This window comes from Bacillus weihaiensis (assembly GCF_001889165.1).
In the GTDB taxonomy this organism is placed as follows: Bacteria; Bacillota; Bacilli; order Bacillales; family Bacillaceae; genus Metabacillus; species Metabacillus weihaiensis.
In genome coordinates this window covers 2,110,232-2,136,431 of sequence record NZ_CP016020.1, presented here as the reverse complement: position 1 = coordinate 2,136,431, position 26,200 = coordinate 2,110,232, and the positions used below count along the sequence as shown (strand labels likewise).

27 protein-coding genes and 4 riboswitches are annotated in these 26,200 nt (G+C 37.6%); all 27 genes read right to left on the bottom strand.

Annotated elements, in window-relative coordinates; genetic code table 11:
- Positions 1–4 precede the first annotated feature (4 nt).
- Complete coding sequence (locus A9C19_RS10305; RefSeq protein WP_072579865.1) at positions 5–1,132, bottom strand: cobalt-precorrin 5A hydrolase; 1,128 nt, start codon at positions 1,130–1,132, stop codon at positions 5–7.
- Positions 1,129–1,902, bottom strand: coding sequence for a precorrin-4 C(11)-methyltransferase (gene cobM, locus A9C19_RS10300; RefSeq protein ID WP_072579864.1), 774 nt, complete (start codon positions 1,900–1,902; stop codon positions 1,129–1,131). The genes A9C19_RS10305 and cobM overlap by 4 nt, the downstream gene beginning before the upstream one ends.
- Positions 1,902–2,603 carry a precorrin-2 C(20)-methyltransferase gene (gene cobI, locus A9C19_RS10295; protein ID WP_072579863.1) on the bottom strand — a complete coding sequence of 234 codons (702 nt, stop codon included), beginning with the start codon at positions 2,601–2,603 and terminating at the stop codon, positions 1,902–1,904. The genes cobM and cobI overlap by 1 nt, the downstream gene beginning before the upstream one ends.
- Complete coding sequence (locus A9C19_RS10290; RefSeq protein WP_072579862.1) at positions 2,600–3,814, bottom strand: bifunctional cobalt-precorrin-7 (C(5))-methyltransferase/cobalt-precorrin-6B (C(15))-methyltransferase; 1,215 nt, start codon at positions 3,812–3,814, stop codon at positions 2,600–2,602. Before A9C19_RS10290 ends, cobI begins: the two co-directional genes overlap by 4 nt.
- Entirely contained in the window at positions 3,804–4,916 is a 1,113-nt protein-coding gene (locus tag A9C19_RS10285; RefSeq protein WP_072579861.1) for a cobalt-precorrin-5B (C(1))-methyltransferase, read from the bottom strand. The genes A9C19_RS10290 and A9C19_RS10285 overlap by 11 nt, the downstream gene beginning before the upstream one ends.
- 5 nt (positions 4,917–4,921) lie before the next feature.
- The gene (locus A9C19_RS10280; protein WP_072579860.1) at positions 4,922–5,569 is read right to left on the bottom strand and encodes a precorrin-8X methylmutase; all 648 of its coding nucleotides are present in this window, start codon (positions 5,567–5,569) and stop codon (positions 4,922–4,924) included.
- A gap of 26 nt (positions 5,570–5,595) precedes the next feature.
- Positions 5,596–6,375, bottom strand: a complete 780-nt coding sequence (gene cobK, locus A9C19_RS10275) for a precorrin-6A reductase (RefSeq protein ID WP_072579859.1) — start codon at positions 6,373–6,375, stop codon at positions 5,596–5,598.
- On the bottom strand, positions 6,372–7,268 hold the full coding sequence (locus tag A9C19_RS10270) for a sirohydrochlorin chelatase (RefSeq protein WP_072579858.1): 897 nt from the start codon (positions 7,266–7,268) through the stop codon (positions 6,372–6,374). The genes cobK and A9C19_RS10270 overlap by 4 nt, the downstream gene beginning before the upstream one ends.
- Before the next feature lie 24 nt (positions 7,269–7,292).
- Positions 7,293–8,927, bottom strand: a complete 1,635-nt coding sequence (cobJ, locus tag A9C19_RS10265) for a precorrin-3B C(17)-methyltransferase (protein WP_072579857.1) — start codon at positions 8,925–8,927, stop codon at positions 7,293–7,295.
- A gap of 211 nt (positions 8,928–9,138) precedes the next feature.
- A complete protein-coding gene (locus A9C19_RS10260; RefSeq protein ID WP_072579856.1) occupies positions 9,139–9,522 on the bottom strand; it encodes a (2Fe-2S) ferredoxin domain-containing protein in 384 nt (127 codons plus the stop codon).
- A 269-nt stretch (positions 9,523–9,791) separates the two neighbouring features.
- Positions 9,792–9,986, bottom strand: a riboswitch (cobalamin riboswitch).
- Between the two features lie 161 nt (positions 9,987–10,147).
- Positions 10,148–10,347: riboswitch (cobalamin riboswitch) on the bottom strand.
- A gap of 163 nt (positions 10,348–10,510) precedes the next feature.
- Positions 10,511–10,939 (bottom strand): bifunctional adenosylcobinamide kinase/adenosylcobinamide-phosphate guanylyltransferase, encoded by a 429-nt coding sequence (locus A9C19_RS10255; RefSeq protein WP_072579855.1) that lies wholly within the window; start codon positions 10,937–10,939, stop codon positions 10,511–10,513.
- Positions 10,894–11,523 carry a histidine phosphatase family protein gene (locus A9C19_RS10250; protein WP_072579854.1) on the bottom strand — a complete coding sequence of 210 codons (630 nt, stop codon included), beginning with the start codon at positions 11,521–11,523 and terminating at the stop codon, positions 10,894–10,896. Before A9C19_RS10250 ends, A9C19_RS10255 begins: the two co-directional genes overlap by 46 nt.
- A complete protein-coding gene (locus A9C19_RS10245) occupies positions 11,475–12,248 on the bottom strand; it encodes an adenosylcobinamide-GDP ribazoletransferase (protein ID WP_072579853.1) in 774 nt (257 codons plus the stop codon). Before A9C19_RS10245 ends, A9C19_RS10250 begins: the two co-directional genes overlap by 49 nt.
- A 4-nt stretch (positions 12,249–12,252) precedes the next feature.
- Complete coding sequence (locus tag A9C19_RS10240) at positions 12,253–12,789, bottom strand: bifunctional adenosylcobinamide kinase/adenosylcobinamide-phosphate guanylyltransferase (protein WP_072579852.1); 537 nt, start codon at positions 12,787–12,789, stop codon at positions 12,253–12,255.
- Positions 12,786–13,865 (bottom strand): threonine-phosphate decarboxylase CobD, encoded by a 1,080-nt coding sequence (gene cobD / locus A9C19_RS10235; RefSeq protein ID WP_072579851.1) that lies wholly within the window; start codon positions 13,863–13,865, stop codon positions 12,786–12,788. The genes A9C19_RS10240 and cobD overlap by 4 nt, the downstream gene beginning before the upstream one ends.
- Before the next feature lie 30 nt (positions 13,866–13,895).
- Positions 13,896–14,861 (bottom strand): adenosylcobinamide-phosphate synthase CbiB, encoded by a 966-nt coding sequence (gene cbiB / locus A9C19_RS10230; protein WP_072581834.1) that lies wholly within the window; start codon positions 14,859–14,861, stop codon positions 13,896–13,898.
- A complete protein-coding gene (locus tag A9C19_RS10225) occupies positions 14,845–16,317 on the bottom strand; it encodes an adenosylcobinamide amidohydrolase (RefSeq protein WP_072579850.1) in 1,473 nt (490 codons plus the stop codon). Before A9C19_RS10225 ends, cbiB begins: the two co-directional genes overlap by 17 nt.
- A gap of 3 nt (positions 16,318–16,320) precedes the next feature.
- A complete protein-coding gene (locus A9C19_RS10220) occupies positions 16,321–17,385 on the bottom strand; it encodes a FecCD family ABC transporter permease (RefSeq protein WP_420835813.1) in 1,065 nt (354 codons plus the stop codon).
- The gene (locus A9C19_RS10215; RefSeq protein WP_072581835.1) at positions 17,348–18,334 is read right to left on the bottom strand and encodes an ABC transporter substrate-binding protein; all 987 of its coding nucleotides are present in this window, start codon (positions 18,332–18,334) and stop codon (positions 17,348–17,350) included. The genes A9C19_RS10220 and A9C19_RS10215 overlap by 38 nt, the downstream gene beginning before the upstream one ends.
- Positions 18,335–18,473: 139 nt before the next feature.
- A riboswitch (cobalamin riboswitch) is annotated at positions 18,474–18,671 on the bottom strand.
- A gap of 69 nt (positions 18,672–18,740) precedes the next feature.
- Positions 18,741–19,802, bottom strand: a complete 1,062-nt coding sequence (gene cobT, locus A9C19_RS10210; protein WP_072579848.1) for a nicotinate-nucleotide--dimethylbenzimidazole phosphoribosyltransferase — start codon at positions 19,800–19,802, stop codon at positions 18,741–18,743.
- Positions 19,803–19,817: 15 nt separating this feature from the next.
- Complete coding sequence (locus A9C19_RS10205; protein WP_083584350.1) at positions 19,818–20,360, bottom strand: cob(I)yrinic acid a,c-diamide adenosyltransferase; 543 nt, start codon at positions 20,358–20,360, stop codon at positions 19,818–19,820.
- Positions 20,361–20,504: 144 nt separating this feature from the next.
- A riboswitch (cobalamin riboswitch) is annotated at positions 20,505–20,696 on the bottom strand.
- A 97-nt stretch (positions 20,697–20,793) separates the two neighbouring features.
- Positions 20,794–21,273 (bottom strand): 2-thiouracil desulfurase family protein, encoded by a 480-nt coding sequence (locus A9C19_RS10200; protein WP_072579846.1) that lies wholly within the window; start codon positions 21,271–21,273, stop codon positions 20,794–20,796.
- Positions 21,274–21,987: 714 nt separating this feature from the next.
- A complete protein-coding gene (locus tag A9C19_RS10195) occupies positions 21,988–22,560 on the bottom strand; it encodes a hypothetical protein (RefSeq protein ID WP_145925790.1) in 573 nt (190 codons plus the stop codon).
- A gap of 158 nt (positions 22,561–22,718) precedes the next feature.
- Positions 22,719–23,357: a pyridoxamine 5'-phosphate oxidase family protein gene (locus A9C19_RS10190; RefSeq protein WP_072579844.1), complete on the bottom strand. Its 639-nt coding sequence runs from the start codon at positions 23,355–23,357 to the stop codon at positions 22,719–22,721.
- 479 nt (positions 23,358–23,836) lie between these two features.
- A complete protein-coding gene (locus A9C19_RS10185; protein WP_072579843.1) occupies positions 23,837–24,301 on the bottom strand; it encodes a universal stress protein in 465 nt (154 codons plus the stop codon).
- Positions 24,302–24,490: 189 nt separating this feature from the next.
- On the bottom strand, positions 24,491–24,949 hold the full coding sequence (locus A9C19_RS10180; protein ID WP_072579842.1) for a hypothetical protein: 459 nt from the start codon (positions 24,947–24,949) through the stop codon (positions 24,491–24,493).
- A gap of 3 nt (positions 24,950–24,952) precedes the next feature.
- Positions 24,953–25,741, bottom strand: coding sequence for a hypothetical protein (locus tag A9C19_RS10175; RefSeq protein WP_072579841.1), 789 nt, complete (start codon positions 25,739–25,741; stop codon positions 24,953–24,955).
- Positions 25,742–26,200 lie beyond the last annotated feature (459 nt).

The window sequence follows — 26,200 nt, the reverse complement described above, 5'->3', positions numbered from 1 at the left end:
CACCTTACGAATGAGTAATGAGTGCAACAGATAACGTTACATTACCTGATTTTTTCTTTGTGAGAATTAAAGAATCTGCTCCACTATGTAGTAATGCGGCTGGCTCGCTTACACCATAAGCACCAGTGAATTTGTAAACAGTATCAGATGGATTCTTAATCTTTACCGAATTTAGTTGTTCAGGTGAATAGCATGTGAAAGGCCATTGATATTTTTGGGCAAGGGCTAAAATTCCTGCTTCATCTTGTTTTAAGGTAATAGAGCAAACATCCTTAACACTTTTAACTGAAAACCGAAGCTCTTCTAATGTAGAAAGAATAACAGCTTCAATTTCTTCCATAGATGTTCCTCTATTGCAGCCAATTCCTAAAACGATGACTTTAGGACGATATAGAACTCCATTTTGTAATAATTCTTCTTCTTTCTCCGTTAAGATCCTATGGCTAATGATTAGAGCTGCATTTGGCTTGGCTGCGATTGCCTCATCAAATGTTTTATACACAGTTAATGAGTTAGGGAGCGGTTTCTTATAATTCCACCAATTTCTTTCACCTGACTCTTGAATAATGGCGACAGGCTCCTCATTCACGACAGCTGCACTTACAGGTGTTAGTTTTTCAGAAGATTCCCACACCCAACCAAACTTTTGACCAAATAAGTCAACTGGTATGGTTTGTTGAACATCGGATGCTGTTGTAATCACAGGTGTAGCTTTCAAATGGTCAGCAAGTTCACGTGTTAATTCATTTGCTCCCCCAAGATGTCCGGAAAGCACGCTTATCACATGCTTACCTTTATCATCGATAACAACAACTGCAGGATCTGTTTTTTTATCCTTTAACAAGGGTGCAATCATGCGGACGACGGCACCGAGTGAAATAATCACGATAATGCCTTTATAGGAAGAGAAAAGAGCTGGAAGTAACATTCTTACATTTCCTTCAAAAAGCTGAATTCTTCGTTGATCTTCGTCGCCCTGCTCAAACTTGCTCATGTAGAACAAATCTGTTTGTTGAAAAGTTGCATGGAGGTGTCGAGCAAGCTCAACACCATGCTTTGTAATCGCAACCACTGCAAATGGTTTCGAAGAATTAAGCTCAATCTGTTTTCCTTCTTGTAAGTGAAGCGTCATGATTTCACTCCTTTACGAAATCCATGTGTAAATTCTTTATCGTAAAGCTTTGAGCGAAAATCCTTATCATGAATGTGAGGGTCTAATGCCCAGCCTGCTAGGATCATAGCTTGCTTTCTTATTCCGTTTTTACGCATATCCTCATCTAAGGTCTCTAATGTGGACCGAACGATTTTTTCGTCTGGCCACGTTGCTTTATATACAACCCCAACAGGAGTTTCCTTACTCCAGCCAGCATCTAAAAACTCTTTCACAATTTTTTTTGTTAACGTGGCACTTAAGAACAGAGCCACCGTACAATTGTGCTGAGCTAAATCTTTTAATTTTTCTTTATCTGGAACAGGTGTACGACCTTCAGCCCGAGTTAAAATCACAGTTTGAGTTAAGTCTGGAATGGTAAGCTCAGCACCTAATGCAGCAGCAGAAGCAAAAACTGAGCTTACACCTGGAATAATTTCAACTGTAATATCCTGTTTATTTAAAATGGAGATTTGCTCCATAATGGCTCCATAAACTGCTGGATCTCCTGTATGTACACGAACAACCTTTTTTCCTTTTGTAACACGATCAACCATTAATTCGACCATCTCTTCTAAATGCATTCCGGCTGTTTTGATAATTTCAGCTTCAGGATCCGATTTATTTATAAGCTCTTCACTCACTAATGAATCTGCATATAAAACAACATCTGCTTCCTGTAATAGCCTTAGTCCTTTCACAGTAATTAAATCTGGATCCCCAGGACCAGCTCCTATAATTGTAAGCTTCATTATTTTCTCACCACCATTAATGTTAAGTATTCAAGTTCCGCTCGGTCAAGTTCATGAATGTTCCAAATAATCTCCTCATCAGAGGTAACTTTTGTCACGACAGATGCTTTATTAAGGAGATCTAAGTCTCGTAATACGCGTAGCATTAAGTCAATTACTTTTGCAACTTTTATAAAGATCACACAATCATGTGCTTCAATGGCATTTTTCATCGCCTCATAATCGTCGTTTGCTGGAATGATTGCTACATGGTCATCTCCTTCAGCTAAGGCGATTCCTAATCTAGAGGCGGCTCCGTTTATAGATGAAATTCCTGGAACAGTCTGAATATGAACCTCCGGATATCTTTCTTTCATAAGGTTCATCATGTGAATAAAGGTACTATATAAGAGAGGATCTCCTTCCGTTACAAAAGCAACATCCTTACCAAGCTTTAATTTCTCCCATACCTGCTCAACGGTGTTTGACCACTCTCGTTCTAAAATTGCTGGATCTTTTGTCATTGGAAACACAAGGCCTAGCATTTCTTTTTCTCCAGGTGTGAGGTACACGTCCACAATTTTATGCGCGTAGCTTTTGCTTCCCTTTCGTTTTTTTGGATAGGCAATGACTGGAGATTCCTTTAGCTTTCGATATGCTTTTACAGTTAAAAGCTCAGGGTCTCCTGGTCCAACTCCTAACCCATAAAGAGTTCCAATCATGATTCATTCTCCTTTATATGCTTTGCTGTTATGATATAAATTGGATTTAACGCATCAAAGCGAGTTAGATTTAAAATCGGTTTGCTTCTTGAAACTTGAGCTAATGTAATCTTTGTTTCAAAGCTATTGGATTTAAATAGTTCAAGTGCCTGAGCTAGATTTTCAATGGTTACAGCATTTAAAACAATGCGTCCATTAGGCTTTAATCGTGTGCAGCATAGAGTTATGATGTCGGCCATGCTACCAGCGGTTCCCCCTATAAAAATACTGTCTGGGTCTGGAAATACATCTAAGCCTTCAGGTGCTTTTCCTTGAACAACCGTAAAATCTGTTCGGAATTTTTTCATGTTTTGGCGGCAATTTTCTAAATCGTACGTATTCTTTTCAATGGCAAATACTTGGCCTTCCTTTGCTACTAAACACGCTTCAATGGCAACAGAGCCTGTACAAGTTCCAATATCCCAAACTACACTTTTTTCATGAAGCTTCAGCTCACTCAAGCTTAACGTGCGTATTTCTTTTTTTGTGAGTAATCCTTTTTCAGGTTTTCGTTGATAAAACTCCTCATCATCAATCCCAATTGTCCATTGTTTGACTTCTTTCATTTGTTGTAGAATGACAACATTTAGTGGCGAAAATTCACGAGTAGCCATTTCTTCTAATGTAAGAGATTGATAGTGTTCGGTTTCCCCACCTAAATTTTCTGCAACAAATGCAGTATACTCATGCATGTTAAATGATAGAAGGTACTGAGCAATTGTAGCTGGGGTATTTGTTTTGTCAGTTAAAATGGCCACTTTCTTTTTCCCATGGATTTTTTGAGCAAAGCCTTGTATCTTTCGACCGTGAAGACTAATAACGTAAGCATCATTCCAGCTTTCGTTTAATCGAGCAAAGGCTAGTTGAATCGAACTAATATTGGGATACGTTTCAATTTCAAGTTTTGTTGATAGATACCGTCCAATTCCGTAAAACAATGGATCACCTGAAGCTAAGACAATGGTATCTTTCGGTTCTTCCTTAAGCTTCGTAAGGAGAGTGGAAAGTCCACCTTGTATGGTAATTTTTTCGCCCTCATAATGTGGGAAAAATGATAATTGTCTTTCACCACCTACTAACCGTTCACTATTCTTTATCCATGATTGATAGAGTGGGAGTAGACTGTTTTCACCGTCGTCTCCTATTCCAATCACTTTTATTTTAGTATTCATTTAATTCAGCCTTTCCTAGTAACAAGCCCTTCATTGTATAGATGCTTGTTTGAATGTCTAAACCACCTTTTATTTCCTTCAAGCTAGATTCACAGCAATAGGTACATAGTTTAGTGAAAAAATCATGGTAGCCTTCTTCTAGTAGTAAATCGCCGACCTGAGAGGCTGTATTAGCTTGTTCGATCTTTTCAATGACTATCGGGTCTGTTACACCTGCTTTAGCTGCAACAGACGCTAAAAAGGGAAAGTCAACTGGTGCGCTCTTAGAATGGACCATCATGACCCCTTGTGCTACTTTTGAAAATTTACCCATCATGCCTACTAAAGAGACCTTCTTAATTCCTTGTTTTTTACATTGTTTAAGAGTAAAACCAACAAAATCGCCCATTTCAATAAACGCTTCTTCAGGAAGATGAGGGTACTCCGCCATTCCATATTTCTCGCTACGACCTCCGGTTGTAATAACGACATGTTCACAATCGCTAGCTCTTGCTACACTAATTGCTTGGACAATACTTGCCATATATGCGGAGCTAGAAAAGGGAATCACGGTCCCCCTTGTCCCTAGGATGGATATACCCCCGATAATTCCAAGACGCTTATTGAGTGTTTTTTCGGCCATCTTTTCTCCTTCAGGGACTGAAATGATGACGGATACGCCTTTAGTGATTGCATGTTCAGTTAGCACTTCCTCAACGGCTTCAGTAATCATTTTCCGTGGAACCGGATTGATTGCTGCCTGGCCTACAGGTACAGGAAGTCCTTCTTTTGTTACACGACCAACACCAATCCCGCCATCTAATTCAATACCTGGTTCATCTTTCCACGATACACGTGCTTTAATGAGTGCTCCGTGAGTTGCATCTGGATCATCACCAGCATCTTTTATTGTCCCTGTTTCAACATAATTTGCGTCAATCACACAGCTTTCCATTACAAACGTTGCAAATTTACCAACGGGTAAGTAAATCGTGGATTCTAGCTGTTCTTCTCCTGTTATGAGAGCAATGAGAGCGGCTTTCGCTGTTGCGGTTGCGCAAGCCCCAGTTGTATAGCCTGAGCGCATCTCTTTTTTGTCTTTCTTTTTGCTCTTTGCCTCCATTTTTTTTATGCCTTTTCAGCTAATAAAGAGATTGCATTTAACGCTGCAACCGTTACAGTACTTCCGCCTTTTCTGCCGACGTTCGTGATGAACGGAACATCTAATTTAGCAAGCTCCTCCTTTGATTCGGGAGCCGACACGAAGCCTACTGGAAGTCCTATCACAAGACTTGGCTTTGCCATTCCTTCTTTTATTAATCGAATAAGCTCTAAAAGGGCAGTTGGAGCATTTCCAATCGCATAAATTCCCCCGTCAAATTGTTGAATGGCTTTTCTTACTGAAATGATGGCACGAGTTGTATTTAATCGTTTTGCTTCCTCCATAACATCAGGATCAGAAATGAAAACATGTACTCCCCCTCCGTGCTTTTCAATTCTCCCTTTACTAACCCCACCTAAGATCATTTGGACGTCTGCATATACCTGCTCTCCATTTAAAATTGCCTTTACTCCTGCCTCTATCGCTTTTTCATGAAAAAGTAAGCTATGTCCTAGTTCGAAATCTGCTGAAGCATGAACAACACGCTGGACAACCTTGTATTGATTCTCGGTGAATGTGTGTTCTCCAAATTCTGAGTCAATCATGTTAAAGCTAATCCCTTCGATTTCCTGTGGCTGAACGGTTAAAGGTTTGAATGCGGTTTTAAAATCCATTTCTTTAGACTCCTCCTTCAATCTTATTACACATGATTTCCAATGCTTACATGAGTCTCAACTGTATGTAAAATCTCCTGAAAGGTTGAGAAAGTAGAACCATAATCTATTTTTGGACGTTGGATCATAATAGTCTGAATATCAAGCTCTAATGCGGCGTCAAGCTTTTCATCAACAGAGCCTACTTTTCCGCTTTCTTTTGTAATCATTGTTGTCACACCGTATTGCTTATAAAGTGCCAAATTAAACTCCTTTGTAAAAGGACCCTGTATGGCCACAATATCTTTTTGTGGTAAGCCTAGTGCTTCACATTTTTCCATATTATCTTTACGAGGAAGCATGCGAGCAATTACTCTCGTATTTGGAAGAGAGAGAAGCTTTTCAGTGAAAATTTGCAGTGTTTTACTTCCGGTTGTTAGCATAATAACTCCTTGTTTTTCTGCTGCTAATTCTGCTGCTTTGTCATAGCTTTCAACGAGGGTTATGTTCTTGTTAGGAAAGCTTTGAGATTCGCGTTCGTAACGGATGTAAGGAACGTTAGCAGCAATGGCACCTTTTCGAGCCTGTTTACTGGCTTCTTCTGCAAACGGATGACTGGCATCCACTACCATCTTTAGATTTTTTGCAGTGATTAAAGAGGTGAAATCATCACTTGTTAATCGGCCGACCAATACATCTAACCCAGCTTTCTTCATTTCCTTTGCAGCATTTTCTGTTACAACAGTAGTAAGAAGTGGATAACCAGCGTCCTTTATTTGTAATGCTAATGCTCGAGCATCACTTGTCCCAGCTAGAAAGAGTATCATGCCTTTTGAACCTCATGGTGATGATGGTGATCGTGCTCGTGCTCATGGTCATGATGATGATCATGGTCGTGGTGATGATGGTGGGCAATATGTTCCATCGCATCTATTCGATACACACAGGTATCACAGTTCATTTTCACTTCTCCTTGTAAGGCTTCTTGGATTCTATCTGAGATGATTTTCTTTAAGCGATCGTGAAATCCAAAATAACCGGCAAGCTTAAATTCAATGGCAGGGTATGTTTCAGCGAATTCTTCAATCATTCCTTCAAGTCTTTTAATTAGGATCCCCGTAAACAAAAAGTAAGGAAGGATAACAATTTTCTTTGCACCTAGTTTGACACAGCGTTCGACACCTTCTTTAATGAGCGGATCGGTTACTCCCATAAAGGCAGGCTCAACAAACTTGTAATCAAGTTTTTCCCATAGGAGTCTTGTAATCTTGTATAAATCACTATTTGCATCAGGGTCGCTACCTCCTCGTCCTAACAAAATAACCGCTGTATCAGGATCATTTGTATTTAGTGTTTCGCCAACTTCCTCTAACCGGCTCTTACATATTTCAATTGTTTCCTCATGAATGCCAAAAGGACGTCCATATGTAAAAGTAACATGAGGATATTTTTCCTTTGCTTCATCTATTGCTGCTGGAATATGGATTTTTGAGTGCCCTGCAGCTAAAAGCATGAGTGGGATAACATATACACTCGTTGCTCCCTTTTCAACACATGTTTGTATACCTTGAGTGATTGTTGGTTTTTCGAATTCTAAAAAGCAGGTTTCAATTAATAAGTGTGTGTCAAGCTGAGGAATAAGCTCTTGAATGGTTTGACGAACCTGTTCATTACCCTCAGGATCTCTACTACCATGTCCAACAAGTAATACTGCTTTCATCTTCATCTCTCCTATCCGTTTCGTTTAGTCTCCACAAGGAGCTGGCTCTATTTCGATCTTTGGTGTCATATCTCGATATTCATAGTTTTGGATTTTCCCTACACGTTTAAAATATTTAAATAGGCGTTCGTTTGGATGAGCATTTTCTTTATATTCAAAAATGATGCTTTCAATGGTTTGAACGATTCTGTCAGGATCGATCCCTTCAGCAACCGGCTGCCCTGGATGTGCTGTGCGTCCTACTGTTTTAGCTCCTATAAATAAATCGAATTTCCCCTTTCTAAACACAAGTCCAATATCTTCATTTACTGCACCGTAACAAGCCATTCCGCAGCCGTTAAATCCTAGCTTTAATTCTTTTGGTAAATTTAAGCCACTAAGCTTGTTATGAATGTCTTCTGCGTAAGGAATAGAATCCTTTTTCTCTCCTTCACAAAAGTCACATGCTTTTATTTGAAACACGTCTCCAATTGGTTCTAATATAAACCCTTCGTCTGTCAGCTTTTTTGTAATGATTTCAGGGTTTGAAGTTGGAACCTTCATGTATAGCTGATGATGTGGAGTATATTCCATAGAACCTTCTTCTCCAACAACTTCTGCTAAGGCAATCATTTGAGATGGAGTGAATTTTTTGTTCACAATACCAGGACTCACTGCAAATTCAAAAATGGATGTGATAGGTGTTTGGACAATCGCTTCATGTTTCTCTTGTATGACTTGGTTCGATACCTTCTGTAAAGCTTCTTCTGCTAAATGCAAGGATAAAGTAGGAGAGCTTATTTGCTTTGGTTTTTGTCGGACAGGTGTTATTTCCTCATTCTTTCCACCATGCAATGCCCATGGTTCATTTTCATGACGAAGACGTTCATGAGGTCGTAGCCTTTGCTCTTTCGTATTTAACGTATATTTCCGTTGATATCCTCTTGGGGTAATCATTTTGTTATCATAGAGAAAGGTTGAAGAATTCCCAATTACAACTGTTGTTAACATACCAATGTCGAAGTCAAGCATATGTTCTAAGTCTGTCATTTCAATCTTTTGCCGATCTCGATAAGCACTTTTAACTAAACCAACAGGAGTATTGGGCGCTCGATATTTTAATAAAATTCTTTGTGCTTCTTGAATTTGTCGAGTTCTTCGACCGCTTTTAGGATTATATAAAGTTACAACAAAATCTGCTTGTCCAGCAGCATCAATCCGTCTTTCGATAATCTCCCAGGGAGTAAGGTGATCGCTCAAGCTAATCGTACATGCATCGTGCATAATAGGTGCTCCAAGTAAAGAAGCACATGAATTGATCGCCGAAATACCTGGTACAACCTCGACTGATACACCTGTTTTCTCCTTCCACCCTTTTTCAATTAACACCTCGTACACTAATCCGGCCATTCCATATACACCTGAATCTCCACTAGAGATGACGGCAACGGTTTTGCCTTCCTCTGCATAGCGTACCGCAGCTTGGGCTCTGCTTACCTCCTCTGACATGCCAGTACTTATAATCTTCTGATTTGTTAATAAGTCTCGAATGAGATCAACATATGTTTTATAACCAATTATATAATCACTTTCTTTAATTGCTTCCATTGCGCGATTTGTCATATGCTCAAAGCTTCCTGGTCCAAAACCAATGACGACTAACTTACCTTGCAACCTCATCACCCTTTCTATAAGGCACTTTTTATCATTTTTTTGCCTATCAATTATTTTACAGGCATTCTTTATACGTACTCCCTATGTAAGTAAGAAGGAAAAGAACTGCTCTCTCTACTAGGAATTAAACCTTTTACCTAGGGAAGAATCTTGCAAGTGGGTTCTTTAGGAAAGCAACAATTAATACGTAAGAGCCTTCAAAGAATATCCGTGAATATTACACATTTTCTTTTACTGGTTTTTCGATTCCTTTAATCGATTTAGAGTTGACTGGCGGTGTAAAGGAGTTATTTTCGTATTGATAAATGACAGCTTCTTCTACAATTTCCCCTTTTACTAAATGTTGTTGTACGATTTCTCTACTAAGCTCAGGAGTCAAGCCTTTGTACCATGTGCCTTCAGGATAGACAATAGCTACACAAGCATCTTTGCATCTTCCATTACATCGCGTTCTTGTCGTATGGATTGTTGAATCTAGATCTAATTTTGTAATTTCATCTCGGAAAGCCTGAGTTGCTTCTTCGCCTCCTTTTCTCATACAGCTACTGCCGTTGCAAATGAGTACATGATGCTTTGTTTCTGATAGATTCCAAGTCGTCATATTGACACAGCCTTTCTTCCTAAAGTTTTAGCATTAACTCACATGTTCTGTTTAACGTGGTTGATGGTGTCTGATACAGTCATTCGCTTTCTGAGGACGGACCTACATGTAGTATCCTGTCTTTTTCTCCAGTCACATTGAGCAAAAAATGAACACGAAGCATTATTACGGCATTTCAATAAAAAACACCCCTACTTAGGTAGAGGTGTACAAAAAACGCTACAAATGATGCGCATCTTTTATCCACTTCTACCTATATTCCCGTAGGTAAGTGTTAAGCAATCTAGGCAGGTTTCCTGGCTAAGGATCATCACGAACATTACATCTTCCCAATTTATTAATCAGTGATTTTAAGTAATGAAGTTCCCCTATACAGTGGCGGGTACCGCGTCGGCTTTTACCGAACTTCCCTTTTACCCTTTAGCTTTCTAGCAGCTAAAGGCACCTAGCTTGTCTAATTATCTATTCATGTCATTTTATTTATATTATTTCAAAAGTATGACGTAAATTTCGCAAAAAAATCCATTCAACTTAAGTGAATGGATGAAAACGATAGCATGAAGATAGACGTGTGACGTCATTCTTAATGTGCGATCGTCTCACCTTCTCACCTCCCGAAGAAACTGAAACTTACTAAATAAAGACAGGTCTCCTGACTTATGCGTCATTCTACTTTAAGTCCTTCCCATGTAAAATCTTATTCTAGCAAAAGATTTTCACACAGTGGTTCTCTTATTTCGTCAGCATATACAGTTGCGGGGACAGCTCTGGATTCACACCAGATTCCCTATTAAGCCGTTAGGCATCTTTATTTACTGCTAAATATGTAGTTTTATATGATAATGTTAGAAAAGTTTGTAAAAGATCATCAAGTTCAATTATTAGAAAATGAAGATAGTTTTATATTATATGAATATTTTATCGATTTCAATCATTTTTGGATGAAATCGGTAAAATTTCATAGAATTTCTTCCTTATCTCCTACTATTCATTTTAGCTTTTGTGTGAGTCCATGCCAGCAATAATACACATTATCAGCTTTTTTCGTTGAATACTGAAGAATCCAGCCACAAAGATCTCGAAGGTGTCGATCTTTTTCAAGAATAGGTACAATGCCTCTTCCCATTTCTAGCATGATAAAATATATCGAGTGTCCTAGCACTTTTTCTTGAGCGCATATTTTATCAATCTCATTAAAAAAGTAGGATTTAATGGTTTCTAAGCTTTTTCCTTGAGTTATTTGCTGGAGCACCCATATTTCCCACCCTTCTACTACAACAGGAGTAGAGGATGTTAAAAAGGAAGTCCACTCTTTTAGGGCTTGTTCATTGTAGGCACTAAATAGCTCGAATGTACTCTCTTTTTCTCTTATTAAAGCCCTTTTTCCAGAGTAGGCACCTCCGACCACGAGTTGCATATCCATTCCTCCTTATGTTTATCAAATTGAAAGCTCAGCTTGAAGCCTTTTCCATGCTCGATTGGATAGTCCCATAGATTTTTAGCGATTTTGAACATGATTAAACAAGCTCGGATAACCCCACCATGAGTAACAAGAAGAACGTTTTTCTCTTTTTTGTTTTGGGAAGAGAAAAATTCTTGAAAAAATTCATTCACTCGTGCTCTCAAACGAACAAAGCTTTCTCCATTTGGAGGAGCGATATTGACCATATCGTGTAGCCAGGCTTGATAAGCAGGTAGATGTTTTAGGGTCTGATAAGTAGCACCTTCCCAATCTCCAAAATGCAATTCTCTCAGTCTTTTATCCTCACAAAACATGTGATCGTTTAAAAGAAGGCGACCTGTTTGTGTACAACGTTTTAGATCACTAGTGAAACAATAATCAAAAGTAGTATCTGCTAGTTGCTGTGATATGTCGGAAAATTGATGTTGATTATTATATAGTAATGGTTCGTCTGTATGACCAAGATATCGTCTATCAAGATTATATTTTGTTATCCCGTGACGAATAAGATAAACATGGATAAGACTGTTAGCCCCCATAATTCTCCCCCTTCAATTGCTGCGCCAACTATATCTCCATTAATTCCTTGAAACGTAGTATGAATTCGATAAGAAGCGACAATAAACAAAATTAAATATGATAACAGTAGTCCAACCATCATTGGCTGTATAAGCAATGGAATGAACAGAAATAAAGAGGCAATTAAGACCTCTTTACCTGATAGGTATCTTTTCCACTCATAAGCTAGTCCCTCCTGTTTTATCAGTGGTCCTTTATAAAGAAGGAACAAGGCAAATAACCTGCTACACGCTGGGATAAACAGCAAGACAAGTGCAAGTTGTGCTGATGTCAAATGGTTACTTGTTACAATGACATGAAGAAAAACTGCCTTCCCGCCAAGATGGAAAAATAGAGCTACAACAGAAAAACTCCCAACGTGGGGATCCTTCATGATTTCGTGTTTTTTTGTTAATGACGCATTAGAGCCTAAAGCGTCAACTACATCCATTAAGCCGTCAAGATGTAACCCTCCTGTTAAAAATACCCATAAAGAAAGCAAAGCAAATGTAGTTGCATAGGGTGGGAATGTATTTTCCATTATATAGAGAGTGGTAGCTAAACAGCCCCCAATTATATAACCGACTATTACAAATGACATAAGCGCCCCTTTGATAGAACGAGCCTCCCATGGAATCGTCATAGGAATTGGGATACGCGTGAGAAATTGAATAGATAATACAATTCCGTGTAAGAAACCTTTCATCTAGTCACCCTCTCCATTTTATTGGTAAAGAAGCCACAACTTGATAGACCGTATCTGCTTCTTTCACAAAAAAACGATGAATACATTCAAGGAGGTATAAATATTGGTCAGTAAAATAATCTCTTATCATAATTCCTTCATTCACATCATTGGAAACAATAAAAAGGTGAAGCTTTTTTCTGCGACAAATCTCCATCCACTTATGGATTTCTCTTTCAATTACTATAAGATCCGCCTCCTTTTTATACATCATATTGTTTAACCAAATTGTAAGGCAATCTAGTAATATAACATCATAAGGATTCATTGAGATAAGCTCATCAGTCACGTTAGTTGGCACTTCAATTGTTCGCCAATCTTCTTCGCGTTGTTTCTGATGTCGGTTTATACGGTCCTTCATTTCACCATCGATTTGTTCTGCAGTGGCAAAATAATACAGCCTTTTAGTAAGGGTTCTGTGCTTTTGAAAAACATGATAAGCAGATTTTTCTGCGAATGCACTTTTACCTGACCTCGCTCCACCTGAAATAAATGTGATCATCTATTTTCCCTCCACATTTTTAACACATGTAGTAAATAATGATTTTCCTCTTCCGTTCTCACAGCAAAGCGTAGGTAGCGCCCATCTAAACCGATAAATGTATGAGTATGTCTTGGAATAATACCATGTTCTAATAAGTAGTTTAAAAGGTTTGCCTGATCTTGATGAAGATCCTTTAGTAAGTAAAAATTCGCTACAGATGGCGTTATGTAAAAATCCAGAGATCGGAGTTCTGTAGATAAATACGCCAATTGTTGTTCTAGCCATACTTTAGTATTTTTAATAAAGTGCTGGTCCTTAAAAAGAGTCGGTAGGAGGTTTATGACAACACTGTTTATACTCCAAGGAATTTGATTACCTTTTAACGTTCGAATGATCTTCTCATGGGCAATGACATAACCTAATCGTAAACCAGGTATGGAAAAAATCTTTGTTAAGGATCGAAGGAGGATTAGATTATCATACGTCTTTTGTAAGGATGTAAGATCCTCAAACTCACTTCGTACAAAATGAATGAATGCTTCATCAACTACTACAGCTGTATGATGAGTGGATGCATGTTCAATAATTTGTTTCATGTCGGCATAGCTTGACATTGTCCCTGTAGGATTATTAGGTCGGCATAAAAAGACAACATCTACAGTTTCTAGTGTGGAAAGTAAGTTCTCCATTGGTAGGGAAAACTCGTTTTTTTCATCATATGTAAGGGTTGTGATCGTAAGGTTATAGATGCTACACGCACGCCTATATTCAGAAAAGGTGGGTTCAAGAATTAAAGCCTTTTTATTAGAAAAGAACTGCGCTGTAAGAAAAATGGCTTCAGCTCCACCATTTGTTGCTAAAAGATTATGTTTCGATACGCCTTCATGTAAACTGATCTGTCTCGTTGCTTCCAGATAATCTGGGTCAGGATACCGATTACTTGTATATAAGATTTGCGGGTCTACTAGTTTCATAGCTTCAGGTGGTCCTAATGGATTAAGATTTGCACTAAAATCATATACCTGCTTGTCTTGTTTTAGACCTGTTAATGAATACATTTTTTCTGGTTGTCCTCCATGTGCTGGCCATTTCATTAGTATCAACTCCTTCATATAAAGTTAATGTTAAATGAGATGAAAAAGTAACACTCCTCCATAAAGGGTGAGGATAAAGACAATCCAGGCTCCGTGCATATAGACAATGCTTTTTTTTATATCATCTATTTCGAGTGGACGATAGTACTTTCCCATTTCTGCTCGGTAGGACACTTTGCCTTGGTACTTGTTTTCTCCACCTAAAATGACACCTAATAGACCAGCAGTCATTGCTTCGGGCCATCCTCCATTTGGACTCGGATGTTTTTTTGCATCACGAAAAGTTATTAGCAGCGCATTTTTACGTTTAGAATAAGGAATGAAAACGGCAAAAATCCACATGAAGAAAGCTGTTAATCGAGCTGGAATGTAATTAGCTAGGTCATCACAACGTGCAGAAGCCCAGCCAAAATCTATATATCTTTCATTTTTATACCCTACCATCGAATCAAGTGTATTAATTGCTCTGTATGCCATGGCAAGTGGAGCACCTCCAATAATAGCCCAAAATATTGGGGAAATGATCCCGTCAACAGTATTTTCTGCCACTGTCTCAACGGTTCCCCGAACAATTTCCGATTTTGGTAGGTCCTCGGTGTCTCTTCCTACAATATAACTAAGTTTTAACCTTGCTTTTGGAAGATCGTTTTGTAGGAGAGGTTTCATCACCTCCAAACCAGCTTGTTGCAGACCTTTCATCGCGATAGTAGTGGAAATAAAGTAGACCTCCGCTATTAGTGATAGGAGAGGATGGACAAGTGATAATAGCCAAATAATTCCTGTGATGGTTAGGTATGCTCCACAAGCAATCACGACTAAAAGGAAGAAGCCTTTCATTTTTATATGATGATTTCTATTCCACCTTCGTTCAATAACATCGATGAACTTTCCGATAATGATGACAGGATGAGGGATCCAACGGGGATCTCCAATAAGTAAGTCTAACATCACGGCAAAGGCTATGTAATAAATATTCAATTCAAATGTTGTCATCATCTTTTTTTCGCTTTTCATATTTTTTAAGAGCTGATAACACACCAGTATAAACGGCAGAGCCAATTGCTTTTCCAAGCTTTGTACCAGATCCTGCATAGGGGGTAATGGTACCATTTTGTGTTGCTGCAATCATTGTACAATCTGTCGACGTTCCAGTTGCGATGGTATTCGTTTCAGGATCGTTAATTTCTAAAGTTTTAAATGCTTTTGTTTTCGCTTCTGTAGCTGACTGAATAGCATTTACAAGTGCCCCATCTGTTAAATGGGCATCAACGAAGACCATGATATTAACTGTACCTACTCTATGTCCTAAATCATCAACGTGGTTTTTCGTAATATCGACAGCATTGCTACCTCCTGCAGTGATCATTGTGACTATTTCTATGTCATCAATGCATTGTGTATCTATACACGCATCTTCTAAGATCACAGCTGTCATCATTCCTACCGATTCAGCTGGATTCCAGCCAATCTGCTCAATCCATTTTATTAAATCTTGTTTTGGATAAGAGCAGGTATAATGATGATCTACGTGAAAATTAAAAAAGTGTTTATTCCATGATAAGCCTTCTCCTAATACTGCATTGGATATTGTGCGTAAATGTTTTGGGAAAGCAAGGTGTATATATTCCTTAGTGGACAAAAGAGTATGGCTTAGCATTACTGTGTGTTCATTGGTTTGATTTGGAAGTAAGGAAAGCTGCGGCTTTGGTACAACAGGATGTGAAGTTGCTTTCATCTTTACTCCATACACTTGCTCTAAGATGTCTTGATTATTTAAGAGTGTCGCCCCACCTTCTGCAACGAGTGTACCAGATTCTAATAAACTTATGCGATCAGCAAAAAGAGCCGCAATATTTAAATCATGTAATATTGCAACAATGGTTAAGTTGTTCTTTGCTTGATCTTCCTTTAAAATTTGTAGCATCTCTATTGTGTGTCTCACATCCAAATGATTTGTTGGTTCATCTAATATTAAAATCTTAGGCTCCTGTGCCAAAGCCTTCGCAAGTAAAACACGTTGTTTTTCTCCTCCACTTAATTGCTTAAAGGATTTATGCCTATAGGAATATGTCGAGGTTTTTTTCATCATTCGATCTACGATTTCTTTATCCCTTTTCTTAATATGACGAATGAATCCACCTTGATGTGGATAGCGACCAAGCATCACAATCTCTTCAACAGTAAATTCAAATTCCACTGAGGTTTCTTGTGTTAATACTGCCATTAATTTAGCTCTTTCTAATGTAGAGTAGGATTTTACGGGTTTATTAAATATGGTTAGGGTACCAGATTGAATAGGTAATATTCCGGTTAATAGCTTAATTAAGGTTGTTTTACCACTTCCATTTGGACCAATTAGAGCATGAAATTCTCCTTGTTGAATTAGGAGATTTATGTTTTTTACAATAGGAGTTTTTGTATAGCCACCTGAAACATCTTGTAGATTTATCATGATTTACCTCCTTCCCATACGTTCACGAATTAGTAATAAGGCAAAAATAGGTGCACCAATTAATGCTGTGATAACGCCTATTGGAAGTTCACTAGGTGCAAGAAGTGTTCTTGCAAGTAAATCAGCAAGTATTAAGTATCCTCCTCCAATAAATAACGACAACGGAAGAACATGTCGATGATTGGGTCCTACTAATAAACGGGTAAAGTGAGGAATCACCAGTCCTACAAATCCGATGGAGCCAGATACAGATACAGCTGCACCTGTTAACAATGAAGCCCCGATTATAATAAGTACTTTACCTTTTTGCACATTTACCCCTAAATGCTCTGCTGCTTCTTCTCCAAGTGCAAATGCATTTAACTCTTTAGAACGTATCATGAGCATAAGACTTCCAATGATAAAAAAAGGAACCAGTAACTTTACATGACTCCAGCCTCTCATTCCTATATTCCCCATTAGCCAATATAAAATGGATCGAGCATCTTCTTGTGGACTAAGTGAGATGATAAGGGAAACAACTGCGCTAATAAATGAGCTAACAATAATTCCTGCTAAAATAATGGTTTCGATTGATAACTGTTTATTTGCTAGAATTGTTACACCAAAAACAATGACCATTGCAATAAACCCTGAAAGAATTGCAACAATGGGGAGTGTGTAAACACCTAAAAAAGAAAGTGTTAGTTGAAAGTAAAGGACGATAACGGCTCCTAAAGAAGCCCCAGAAGAAACACCGATTGTAAAGGGGTCAGCTAAAGGATTTCGTAAAAGCCCTTGAAAGGCAGCGCCTGCTAAGGATAAAGCAGCCCCAACAAAAAAAGCTAAAAGCACGCGTGGAAATCGTATTTCCCAAATGATTTTTTCAGCCGTTTGAGGGATTTCATGATGGAAAAGTTGAACACCTATTAGTTTATTTGTCAAAATATCAAGGATCAGTGTTATTGGATAATGAACACTACTACTAAATAAACCTAGGAGTGCTGCCGAAACGACAAACACTCCTGTAAGGAAATAGATCCATATGGGTCTAGTTTTTGAAAACATCTGGATAAATGAGCTCTGCAAGAGTTTCAACTCCGTCAATTAGTCTAGGTCCTGGTCTTGTAACGGTATCATTGTTCACGTCATAGACTTGCTCGTTTTTAATGGCAGGAACTTCTGTCCAGCCTTCTCGACTTAATACACCTTCAGCTGGATTATCGACATAATAGCCATATGTCGTAATAATCACATCAGGGTTTAACGTAACAATTTCTTCTTCCGTCATTTTCACCCAGCCAGTTTGATCTCCTGCAGTATTTACTGCGTGGATTGATTCTAACATTTCATGCATAAAAGTGTTTTGCCCAGGAGTAAAAATATCTGGTGCAGGTGATACTTCGACCCATACACGTTTAGGTTCTTCGATACGACTTGCTTTTTCTTTTACCACTTCTAGACGGTCCTGCATCTCTTGTACGACATTTTGCGCTTCTTCGGCTGCTCCCGTTACTTTTCCGATTAAATTAATTGAAGCGTAAACTTGATCAAATGATTCAGCACTGTTAATGACGACAACGTCTGTTCCGTTCTCTTTAAATTGGTTGAGAATATCAGGATTGTTTTCATGCTGATATTCTGTAACAAGCGCTAAATCCGGCTGAAGAGCTAGTATTTTTTCTACATCTAGTTGCTGATCGCCAATCTTTTCTAACTCGGCTGTTTCTTCGGGATAGTTGCTGTAATTATCAACTGCTATTAGCTTTTCACCTTGTCCAATGGCATATGTAATTTCAGTATTGCTAGGGATTACAGAAATAATTGTTTCTGGTTCATCCTCTATCGTAATTTCCTCACCCGTTCCATCTACCACTGTGACAGGGAAAGTTTCATCTGATTGTGGCTGGCTACTTTCCTCAGCCGTTTCTGTTTCTTGGCTTGAGGTGTCATTCACTGGTTGGTCTTTATTTGTACCACATGCTGCAGTGAAAACCATTAATACAGCGATGATAGTAGTTAATGTCCACCTTTTCATCATAGTTGTCATCTTATACACTCCTATTAATCATTCTTTTTTGCCAACAAAAAAACACCTATCCAATAGGAAAAGGCGCTTAATGCAAGATGAGTGAGAAAGGTACCCGCATTTTAAGCCATCCTTTTCCTCGAAGGATTCTTATACACCACAATAGGCAGGTCTCCTGGCTAATACTTCAAGCATGACTTTCAACCTTCCCATACATCCTTGTACAGTGGCACTTGTGAAAGTCACTTTAGCATTTACAGTGGCGGGACCGCGTTGGATTTTCACCAACTTCCCTATTATCCTTGATAGTTTGGTAACTAAAAGGACCTATTGTTGAATATGGTTTTATGTGACATGCATCATTATATATGATGTGGTAATTAGTGTAAACAAAGAATTCTTATCATTTGAACTATTACATTTTTTCAGAGACTTTAGCTGTTTCAAATGTTGCCATGTTTTTGACCATACTACATGCTGCTGATACTAATGGATAAGCTAAGGCTGCTCCTGACCCTTCTCCTAATCTAAGGTCAAGCTCTAACAACGCCTTTTTTCCTAAAAAGCTAAGAGCGTGCTTATGACCTTGTTCTTGAGATAAATGTCCTGCGATAAGGTAATCTGTGACATTTTCTTCTAATAGACTAGCGAGTAAAGCAGCTGACGTACATATAAAACCATCAAGTATGACAGGGATTCTCTGCTCTGCTGCCTTTAAAATGGCTCCTGTCATTGCAGCTATTTCTAATCCCCCAATTTTAGATAATAGATCAATTGCGTCTGTTGCATTCGGTTGGTGAAGCATTAATGCCTTCGTAATAACATCCTCTTTCTTTCTACGAATCTCTTCAGAAATACCTGTTCCATATCCAACGGCATCATTAACAGTACAACCAGTTATACATGTGACAAGTGCACTAGCTGATGTTGTGTTTCCAATTCCCATCTCACCAACGATAATAGAATTTGCTCCTTCATCAATAAGTGTTTCGGCTGTTTGAATGCCAACTAAAATACTCTCATATACTTCAGAATAGGTCATAGCTGGTTCATCAGCAAAATTATTTGTCCCTTTTTTTATGTTTTTTTGTAGCAACGAATTATGTTGTATTTGTGTTGCTATTCCAATATCAACAATCTTTAAGTTACCGTTCACCTCTTTTGCGAATGCATTAATTGCCGCTCCGCCATTTAAAAAATTATGTACCATTTGAGCCGTCACATCTTTTGGATAGGCCGATACTCCCATCGTTGTTATACCATGATCTGCTGCAAACACAGCAATTCCAGGAGGGGATACTTCGGGATAAATAGTCTCTTTCATACCTGCAAGCTGAATGGCTAGTTCCTCAATTCTCCCGAGGCTGCCTAAAGGCTTCGTTAAGGTATTTATGTAATTCATTGCTATTTCCATTAGTTCCTTATTAGCGGGTTGAATTGATGAAATGGTTTGATTGACTTCTCTTTTTGGCTCCATACATATCCCTCCTTTTTAAAATTCAATACCTTTAACAGCTGGGATTCCCTCATCATAATAATGTTTTTCTACATCAACGACAGAAATAAGATCAGCAAGCTCTTTTATTTCATCTTTTGCATGTCGACCTGTAATAACTAGATGGACATGCTGAGGTCGATTTTGGATGACCTCAAGAACTTCTTCAATGGGAAGAACATCTTGAATTGGAAATGATTCAATGGCCAATGCGTTGTTTAGTTCATCAAGGATAACGACATCGTATTCACCTGAAAGGATGGTTTCTTTTGCTGTCTTCCAAGCAGATTGTAGTGCTTTCCTATGAATGTCTGGGGTTTTAGTCCATGTAAAACCCTCACCGAGCTGATCCATTTTCACACCAAGTTTGGCCAGAGTTACTTTTTCTCCATATGTACGTGCGGGTGACTTAATGAATTGTAAGACCCTTACCGTTAAACCTTGACCTATTGCTCGAACAGTTAAGCCAATAGCGGCAGTTGTTTTTCCTTTTCCTTCTCCAGTGTAAACGAGTGTTAAACCTTTTTCTTTTGTATTCAATTTTTGATCTCCTTTCACTATTTATTACGGTACAAAAAAAGCCTATCCAAATTGGAAAGGCGGAAATTTAAAAGGAGTAGAGTAAAAAGACTAGATTTAGCCTATTTTTCTCGTATTCTTTCAAATCTCCTTTCCTCGAAGGATTCTTGACAGACACTCTAGGCAGGTCTCCTGACTTACACTTCGTTGCATAACAGCGACCTTCCCATAAGAAACTTACAGTGGATATTAGGCTGTTTGCTCCATGCTCACAGTGGCGGGACCGTGTTGGAATGTCACCAACTTCCCTTTTCATCTTAAAATCTTGTTTTAAGAACCTAGGTGCTATGTTCTATTCAGTTATAATATCGTCATTATAAGGAAGAAAAAATGGGTTGTAAATAAGATGATAGTAAGGATAAGAATTCCTGGCTTTAATTTAGCTATGTTCCTATTAGTTAACATAATAATATAATGATTCTAATATCATCGCGAAATCATGCTCAGATCGTATCTTGATTCCGTTTCTTTTCAATAGAGCGGCTGTAACTCCGCTACCTTCGAGTTTTCTTCCTTTAAATTCTCCGTTATAAATAGTTGAACTTCCACATGAAGGACTGTTTTCCTTCAATACCACAAATTCAGCTTTCAATTCTTTCGCTATTTTTACTGTTTCCATTGCTCCCTTAACATATAAATCAGTTACATCACATCCAGAATATTCGATAACTCTAGCTTTGCCATCAAGAACATCATCGCCATCTCCATCTTTAATTTCAGCTGGCTCTCTAGGGGTTTGAAAGCCACCAAGTAGTTCTGGGCAAATCATAATCGCTTCTTTTTTTTGAACTAATTCTACTATTTTAGGGTGTAGACTATGTGTACCGTTATATCTTACTTCTAAGCCAGCTAAGCAAGAGCTTACTAGAATCATTGTTTCACCTCTTTTAATTCTTACAATACTTTTAATGATTGGCTGTTGTTGTAGAGATTCTTTCTGTAACCCCCTATTGATTTAAAAACCACAAGAAAAAAATGATGACTAAAATAATAACGAAACAGCCTCCAAAAGTGGGACTTCCATATAGAGCGCGATTCCAAGCATCGTCCGTATTGATTTGACTTTTGTATTCTTTCTTATTTCTGTCGATTTCTCATCTTTCCTTTCTCATGATAGAGTGAATTTCTAAATATAGCCGTTTTCTCATTTATGATAAGGATTTCTTCTAGATGTTTTGATGAAAATAACAAAGCTTTACTTTAACAACTGTGTATTGTAAAAATATTTTTTTTATAAAATTTGTGAAACGTGGATCTATGATTTCTATTACTAGAAATTTCTTTCTGCGAGATGAATAGTGAAAAATTCAAACTACTTTCTTTTAAAAATAACCATTCTTACTATGGCAGTCCAGGTACCTCGCCGGTATATTCATTCTCCACAGGGGTTTCCCTATGACACGTTTCACCATGACCTACAACTCTTAAAATCATGAAGGAGCAAATAATTACAGTTATACCGTAACACAGCCTTTTACTATGCTATGGTACGAGAAAGGTAATAAGGTCTATACTAGAAATTGTATTTAAGGGATAAGGATTTTCAAAGGTATGTAAGATTTACATACTTCATCTGCTTGGACCATTGTTAATGCCTAAAAATCCCTGAAATTTTAAACCCATAATCATGTTCTAAGTCAAATGTCTGAGTCTTTTCTTCAATGACACCATTGTTATCAACTACAAGTATAACAGTCATGCTAAAGAGGTAATATGTTCTCTCTATTTTCTGCACGTCTATTTTTACTAATTTTTCCCGTGAGTATGGTCCAGTTAGATAGTGGCTAGCCATTGGATCGACCATGATCTTTTTAATCATTTCTTTTCTTTCTTCGTCAGTCTTTTCTTTGTCTAAAGCTTGATATAGTAACTCGATTTTTTCCTTACCTATCTCACCTAATTGGTTATCTGAATAAAAGTAGGGGGCAAACAGTTGATAAATTAAAAAGATCACAATACTAAAGCTTATAGTGGCTTGAATAAAAGTCTTGTAAGGTATTTTTGATAGTAGCTTTTCAAAAAGGAATGAAATCGTAATAGCTAAGAAAAGCGATAGAATAAGTCCTAAAATTGTAAGGAATTCTGTCTCTAGTCTCCCTACTATTTTGTATAAGATTAAAAATAAAAAGAGTCCAACAAAGAACAAAAAGGTGTTTCTCATTACTTCTCTCATTTTTTCACAACAGTCCTTCATTTCGATTCAGTATCCTTTTTGAAGGATTCTTTAATCATTCCCACAAAAAGAGTGTCGGGTATAGTTTTGCATCGATTTTCAGTTTTTATATAATCACTTCATCCTAACATGTATCCTTGGTCCTTTTAATAAAGCCTTTCTACATAACTTATTCTTAAATCCTTTTCAATTTGTTCTGTTGTTGTATTTTGTATGTTTGCATGGTCAGCTAGTATTTTTGAGATCTTTGGGTGTTCTTCATTTTGTAGCCATGATTCTGGATTCCAAAGTCCTGAACGTATAAATGCTTTTGCGCAATGGATATAACATTCGTTTACTTCAACTACTATTCCGAAAAGTGGTGTTTTTTCATTGGCTTTTGAGTTGGAAAGAAGTTCTGCGTCACGACAAATGAGTGCTTTGCCGTTCATTCTTAACGTTTCCCCTAATGAAGGTATAAAGAAAATGAGACCAATATGGGGATTGCTAATGATGTTATGAATCGAATCCATTCGCTTATTACCAGGTCGTTCTGGTATGAAAAGATGATGATCATCAATTACTTTAACAAAGCCAGGAGCATCTCCTCTTGGAGATACATCACATTCTCCGTTTGAATTTGCTGTAGCTACTGTTAAAAATGGTGATTTTGAGATAAACGTACGGCAGTGTTCATCAATATGATGAATAACCTTATTCCTTGCTCTTTCACTTGGTTGACCAATTTCTTCTCTAAAGGCTAAGAATTCTTCTTGTGTGGTAATCGTATGCGTAAATTTCTTCATATATTTTCCCCTTTTATTTTTTTCCCTAAAATTATTTATTCTACAGCAGATAGAGAAATTCCTTTTTTTACAAGGGAGGTAGCTAGGAAGAAAGTAGTTTGCTAGGGGATTGGATATGAACTATTGAATGTAGGTAAAAAGGTATGTTTTTGATAAAAATATACGTGGGCTTTGACTCTCAATACAAAAAAATGAAGCTAGTATATAAGTATAGTCAATGTTAAACCCGACCGAATAGGTGCTATTTTCATGAATATCTTGCCTAATCGGTCGGGTCTTATGTTGATCATAGAGTTTTTTGGCAGTGAATACTATTGGTAAGAGATAGTGTAATGGAACGTACTTGTACTTCAGACAAAACGTATTATTAAAGTAACCGTGTATTCAAATGATGCATCAGTTTTCCCGCAGGCGTATTTTCGTTTTTGTCCTAAGGATGTGGTCAAGCTTTTATTAATAATGCTTAGCTTTTCTCTTGTTTATACATCCTCTTCTTTCGGTGTTCGAACGACTAAGACATCACATGTAGCATAGCGCAATATATTTTCAGATACACTTCCTATCATTAAACGTTCTACAGTGTTCATTCCGGTTGCTCCGCAAACAATTAAGTCTACATCATATTCAGGTGCAATTTCTTTTGAAATTTTCGTCTTAGGAGAACCGAATTTAATGAGGGTTTCGACTTGCTCAACTCCCATTTCCACTGCTGTTTGTTTCCGTTTTTCTAGAAGGTTATGAGCATAAGTTTCTGCTTCCTTTGAGAGCCTTGTATCCGCGTATAGACCATAAGTTACACCAGAAAGTTCACGAGCATCAATGACATTGCAAATTAAAAGCTTTGCAGAGTTTCGTTTGGCAATATTCACGGCTTTTTTAAAAGCCCATTCCGATTCATCAGAACCATCTATTGCAACTAGGATTCGTTCATAGACCATATTCATGATCATCTCTCCTTTTGTTTCAATTTAGGAAGGTTCTCCCTATATCTTTACTATACCCTTGTTGTGAAATGTAATTGGTGAAATTAGTGAAAAAATTAGTAAAACGAACTACTTTCTTCACTTCATAATAGAATCAACCGTATACATTCACTTTAACAAGTTAACGCGCTGGGGGCCAGGCACCAAAGCTTATTTAATTTTTGCTACGCCAAGTGCAAAGTGGCGGAACAGGATATTTTCTACCAGGTCAGCTTGATGATCGGGACATTCTACGATTAGGATCACTTCGGAGTGTTGACCTTTTAATAATCGTCGCTTCTTTTTTACAAGTACTTCTGTTACGAGACGAATAGAAAAGCCTACGAGAAATCCCGATGCTGCACCAATTAACCCCCAATATATGGGTCCCCATTCTAGATTAAAACCTATACTTGCACCTATTACAGCAAAGGCGGTGGAAAGCGCCATTCCAATGTCAATTAAAGTTGTACCGTCCGAACGATGTATCGTATCAAAGAGTTTGCGATCTTCCATACGATTATCAAGAGGAACAGCAAAAATATGTTCTTTGGAGATTTCATTCTTTTCTAAAGTGGCAATGGCCATTTCTAAAAATGTTGTATTTTCAAAGGTAGAAAATAGCTGCATATTTCAGTTCACCTTTTGTTTTTTTAGTATTTTAAATGAAGGGGATTGGTAGTTTTTTTTAAGAAAAGATCGTTGTTCTTTATCATATAATTTGTTGTTTTCTACTGAACTTACATATGCATCATATGCTGCAAATCCATAGATAGATGGAAAAAAAAGAAACCATTCAGGTTTTATAATGGCAGTTGCTTGTCTAATTTCCCCTAAAAAAAGTAAGGAAACCGCTTCTAATCCTCGTGAAAAATAAAAAAAGATTACAGTCCAAATTACAACATAAAAGGCTGTAATAATCCGGTGAATATAAAGCTGGCCTAGTCCTGGGACGAAAAGCGACCAGATTAAAGCCATTGTTGGTTCCCTTCGATCTAAATAATTAATTTCGAGTGCTCCTATACTAAAGGAGCAAAAGGGGTGCTCTTCGCGTTCTGCTAAAATATATACTTTATTAAGATCAATGGTTGTCCTGTAGCTATCCCAAATACCAAAAATATAAACAGGGATATATATTAGAAGCCATCGGGTATCTAATATATCTTTAGCCATATTGATCTCTCCCTGGAAGGAATACATCATTGCTAAATTAACCTTCGCTTTTATATTCACTAACACTTCCCATATAAATAAAACAAAACCTCTTATGTATTTAGCTAGAAGTAAATGACCAAATCCAGGAAAAGCTGCGCTCCACCAAGCGACTATATAGGGATTCCGTAGATGAATTTGAGTTGTACCAAAAATACTAACATGAGCTCGATAACGTCTTGCGCTGTTCTTATTTGTATAATTATCCATAGTCCACTCCGTTATCTTTTTTTTCAGTTTTTCCTAGATGGGAGTTATTATTCCTTGAACGATTGGAATTTGGACAGTCATTTTAAGTGACTCTCTGTGTTGTGTAGTATTCCTTCAAAGAGCTTATTTAAAAGTCAATCTCTTAAAAAGAACTTGAGTTTTAAATCTTAAGCAGCTTGTTGCTGATTTACCATGACATTGACATGATTCACCAAAAAACCACGATCAAGAAGGAATAGGATATCATTCTTTAATCGTTTCAATAGGTCCTTTTATAAATGGAATCTGTTCAATTATTCTTGCAGCCAAGGAGAAATCACAGCAGCAAGTTTGTGCTGAACTGCTATTGTAAAACATAATGTTCTATCATTACAGAGGGTATGGGATCACTATCGATGGATAAAAAATAGCTTTAAAGCGTTGAAATTCTCCTTTTTTTAGTCTCTAAAACTCTTGATC